Here is a 4,133-nt window from a genome sequence, read left to right as displayed (position 1 = left end):
GCGCCCGGCGTGGGCGCGGTCAAGGCCGCGACCTTCCGCCCGCTGCGCCGCGCGGGCGCGCCCGCCGTCCTGCCGGCGATCGAGCTGGGCCCGACCGAGATCGCGCAATTTTCCGGCGACGAGGCGCGACCCGAACAGGGCCGGCTGACCGTCACCGTCATGGGCACCGACACGCCGCCGCCCGGCCAGGGCTTCGTCGTGGCCGGCCCCGCACCCGAACCCGCAAGCACGGGGTAAAGCCATGTCGCGCCCGCCGATCCATCGCCCCAGCCCCTCGCCTCGCGGCGACAGCCGCTATTTCGGGCCCGATTTCAACGCATTGGTCGCGATGGCCGAAGCCGTCGCCCGCGACGGCCATGGCATCGAGATCCCAGCCAAGGGGCGCGGCCTTGCCCGCACGCTGATCGAACTGCCGGCGCTGGTCGCGCATATCCTGGGCGAGCATCAGGGGCTTTATGCGCGCGAAGCCTGCCTCGGCTCGGCCCGGCTGGCCGAAAACCTGACCCGCCATGCCCGCAAGCTGGCCTACAGCCCCGGCCCCGGCGCGGCGGCAACCGGGCTTGCGGCCTTCACCGTCAAGCCCGGCTTGTCGGGCAGCCTGCCGCAGGGCTTCGCCTTGCAGACCTCGCCCCTGGGCGAGGCCAGGGCGCAGACCTTCGAGACCCTGGCCGAGGCGCAGCTCGACGCGCAATGGAACGCCATCCGCCCCGCCGGGGCCGAGATCCCGGACCCCGTGCAGGCCAGCGGCGGGCATCTGGTGCTGCGCCTGAAAAAACGCCACGGGCTGGGCAAGGACGAGATCGTCGTCCTGGACGGCGCGCGCGGGCTCGGCGTCTTTCGCGTCGCCGAGGCGATGGAGGGCAGCAGGCCGCCGCAGATCGGGCTGCGGCACATCGGCGGCCATGCCTTTGCCGAGGCGGGCACCGGCGCGGACTGGCAGGCCGGCTATCGCATCCTGGCCCGGCCGCGCCATGACGCGCGGCTGTTCGGCTGGAACGCTCCGGGCGCGCTCTGGCCGGCCGGGGCGCTGGCCGCGGCCCAGCCCTATGCCAGCCCGCCGACCACCCAGCCCGCGGGCACCACCGCCTTCGGCTATGTCTCGCCCGCGGCGCTCGGCGATGCCCTGCTGCTTGCGGAAGCGCTGAACGATCCGCCCGCGCCCGGCGACGCGGCCGTGGTGCTTTTCCCCGACCGGGCCGAGGTCTATTGGCTGGAAACCCTGGCCGAGACGGGCGCGACCTTCCTGCGCGGCGAAGTGACCGAACAGCCCAAGGTCGCGACCTCGACCAATGCGGCGGGCGCGGCCGTGGTGTCGGTCACGACCGAAAAGACCGTCACCGAAACCGCGCTTTCCGGCCGGGCGACCACGCTGGGGCTGGCCATGCCCTCGCCCGCCCGGCCGCTGCGGTCATGGACCGAGTTTCCGCTGGACGCCCATGTCCTGACCGGCTGGTCCGAGGTGCTGGAGCCCCTGCCCGCCATCCCGAACCCGGCGCCGCTCCAGCCCGAGTTCGCGGTCGCGGCGGACCTCTCTGCCATGCGCCCCGGCCGCCCGGCGATCCTGCGCCGCGTCTCGACCGGCGAGGCGCGCGAGGCGATCTTCGCCGCGATCAAGGCGCCGGCCGCCGGCAGCGAGGGCTGGACCCTGCGGCTGGAGGTGCCGGGCGGCTTTCCCGCGGGCTGGCCGATGGGCGATGTCGAGGTGCTGGGCAATGTCGTCCGCGTCAGCCATGGCGAGGCGAAGCAGGAAATCCTGGGCAGTTCGGACGGGGTGACGCCGCATCAGGAATTCGCGCTGAAGAACGCCCCCGTCACCCGCCTGCCCGGCGCGCTCGGCAGCCGCATGGCGCTGGAAGTGCGCGTCGACGGCGTGCTGTGGGATCTGGCCCCCGACTTCCACGGCGCCGGCCCCGACGCGCGGGTCCATCTGGCCCAGACCGATGCGGCGGGCGAGGTCCGCATCCGCTTCGGCGGCGAGGGGCGGGGCGCGATCCCGCCCTCGGGGCGGCGCAACGTGACCGCCGCCTATCGCTGCGGGCTGGGGGCCGCGGGCAATGCCGGCGCCGGCCGGCTCAGCCGCATCCGCAAGGCGTCGCCGCTGATCGGGGCGGTGACGAACCCCCTGCCCATCGCCGGCGGCGCCGATCCCGCCGGCGCCGACGACATCGCCCGGCAGGCGGTGCGCCCGGTCCGGGTCTTCGACCGCGCCGTCTCGATCGAGGACCACGCCGACCTGGCGCTGCTTTTCCCCGGCATCAGCCGCGCCTCGGCCCGCTGGCGCGACGGCGTGGGGATCGAGCTTGTCGCCGCCGATGCCGAGGGCAACGGCCCGGCCGATCTTGCGGGTTTCACCGCCTTCCTGGATGCGCGCCGCGATACCGGGCAGGCGCTGGTCGTCGCCGCCCCGCAGGCGGTGGACATCGCGCTGGCCTTGCGGATCGAACGCGACCGCGCCTGGCTGGCCGAGGCCGCGCGGCACGAGGCCGAGGCGCTGTTGCTGGGCGGGCGCGACCTGCCGGGGCTGTTCAGCTTTGCCGGGCGCGAACTCTCGGCGCCGCAATCGCTGTCGGGCCTTTATGCGCAGCTGCTGGAGCGGCCCGGCATCGCCGCAGCGCTGGCGACGCGCTACCGGCTGGCCCTGCCCGCGGCGGGCACGGCCGAGGTCGCCGACATCATCCACGCCAGCACCCGGCAATGGCTGCGGCTGAAGCCCTCGGCGCTGGAGATCCAGGTGCTGGAACCCGGCGCCTTGGGCCGCCTGCAACAGGGGGGCGCGCCATGAGCTATCCCTATGACCGCGACCACCTGAACCGCACGCGCGACCTGCTCCATGCGCTCGTCCCCGAATATTACAAGCGCCGCGACCGGGCCGCCGCGCTGGCCGAGCCGCCCGAGCCCGCCGAGCTGCTGGCGATGGTCGAGGCGCTTGCCGCCCCCCTGGCCGCCCTGCGCCAATCGGTCGAGGAACTCCATGCCGACCTGTTCATCGAAAGCGCGGGCGAAGAGATGCTGCCGGTGCTGGCCGCCTCGATCGGGCTGGAGTTGGTGTTTCGCGACGCAGACGCGAACCGCCGCAACCTCGGCGCGGCGATGGGCTGGCGGCGGCGCAAGGGCACGCCCGCGATGCTCGAGGAAATGGCGCGGGTGCTGTCCGACCGGCAGGTGGCGCTGAGGGAAGGCTGGAAGGCGCTGATGCTGACGCAGGACCTGAACCTGCTGCGCGCCGAGCGGGTGATGGCCGACCTGCGCCCCGCCTCGGTCGCCGACCGCGCCTCGGGGCCCTTGGCGGGGCTGATGCGGCTCTTCGACCCGCGCCCCATCGGCCCCGATTCCGGCCATGTCCATCCGCGGCACCTGGTCCACTGGGCCTTTCCGACGCAGCTTCAGCCCCTGCGCCGGGCGGCCTGCCATGAACTGCCCGCAGGCGCGGGGGATCGGCGCTTTGCCTTCGACCCGGACAATGCCTGGCGGCCGCTGCGCGTGCGCGCCTCGGGGTTCGACGACCGGCCCGGCACCGACCGCGTGCCCGACGGGCTGTTCGCCGAGGAACCGGGTGCCTGGTTCGGGCGCGAGGGGCGCTTTGCCGTGCGGCTGACCGGCGTTCCCGCCGCCGCCGTCCGGCCCGCCACGCCCGTCCCGCGCAATGCCAGGCGCGATCCGGCCGACAATATCCTGGGACGCAGCCCTGCCGTGCTGGGCCTGATCGACGCCGACACCCGGCGCTATTCCGGCCCGGTCCAGATCGAGCTGGTCTCGGCCCCGCTTGCCGGCAACCTGCCCGACCTGGCGCTGGCAGAGCTGCGCGGGCAGATCACCGTCGGCCCGGCGGGCCAGGCCGGGACCGCGCCGGGCGCGGGCGATGTCCCCGACAGCCATGCCATGCTGCTGCGCCTGCGCCCCGAGGCCCCCGCCGCCAGCCGCATGATCGGCGCGACGGTGATCGAGGTCGCGGGCAGCGCGCNGAGCTGGCGTTGGCGGGCTATCTGCGCGGCGCGCTGTATCTGCGCATCCCCGAACAGCGGATCAGTGGCGAAAGGCTTTACTGGATCGGCGCCGACGGCGCGCTGCACGAACCCCTGCCGCTGGCGGCGGGCGCGCTGCCCGGCCGGGCGCTGGCGTCGGCCCCCGTCGGG

The 4,133-nt window shown here is 74.5% G+C and carries 3 protein-coding genes; all 3 read left to right on the top strand.

Translation table 11 applies throughout. The features are described from left to right. Positions 1–237, top strand: a 237-nt coding sequence (locus tag FE811_RS27735; RefSeq protein WP_219848964.1) for a hypothetical protein, incomplete at its 5' end; no start/stop codon positions are given. 4 nt (positions 238–241) lie between these two features. Beyond that, positions 242–2,782, top strand: a complete 2,541-nt coding sequence (locus FE811_RS25925) for a hypothetical protein (RefSeq protein WP_140849381.1) — start codon at positions 242–244, stop codon at positions 2,780–2,782. Beyond that, a partial coding sequence (locus FE811_RS25920; protein ID WP_181180981.1) for a phage tail protein occupies positions 2,779–4,133 on the top strand: 1,355 nt, incomplete at its 3' end. The genes FE811_RS25925 and FE811_RS25920, both read left to right, overlap by 4 nt.

The organism is Paracoccus sp. FO-3 (assembly GCF_006386455.1).
Taxonomy (GTDB): domain Bacteria; phylum Pseudomonadota; class Alphaproteobacteria; order Rhodobacterales; family Rhodobacteraceae; genus Paracoccus; species Paracoccus versutus.
The sequence above is the reverse complement of the archived record's forward strand: the minus strand, read 5'-3'. Positions and strand labels throughout refer to the sequence as shown.

Coding starts and splice junctions, on each gene's coding strand:
- FE811_RS25925 (WP_140849381.1), top strand. CDS start 242: ATGTCGCGCCCGCCGATCCATCGCCCCAGCCCCTCGCCTCGCGGCGAC.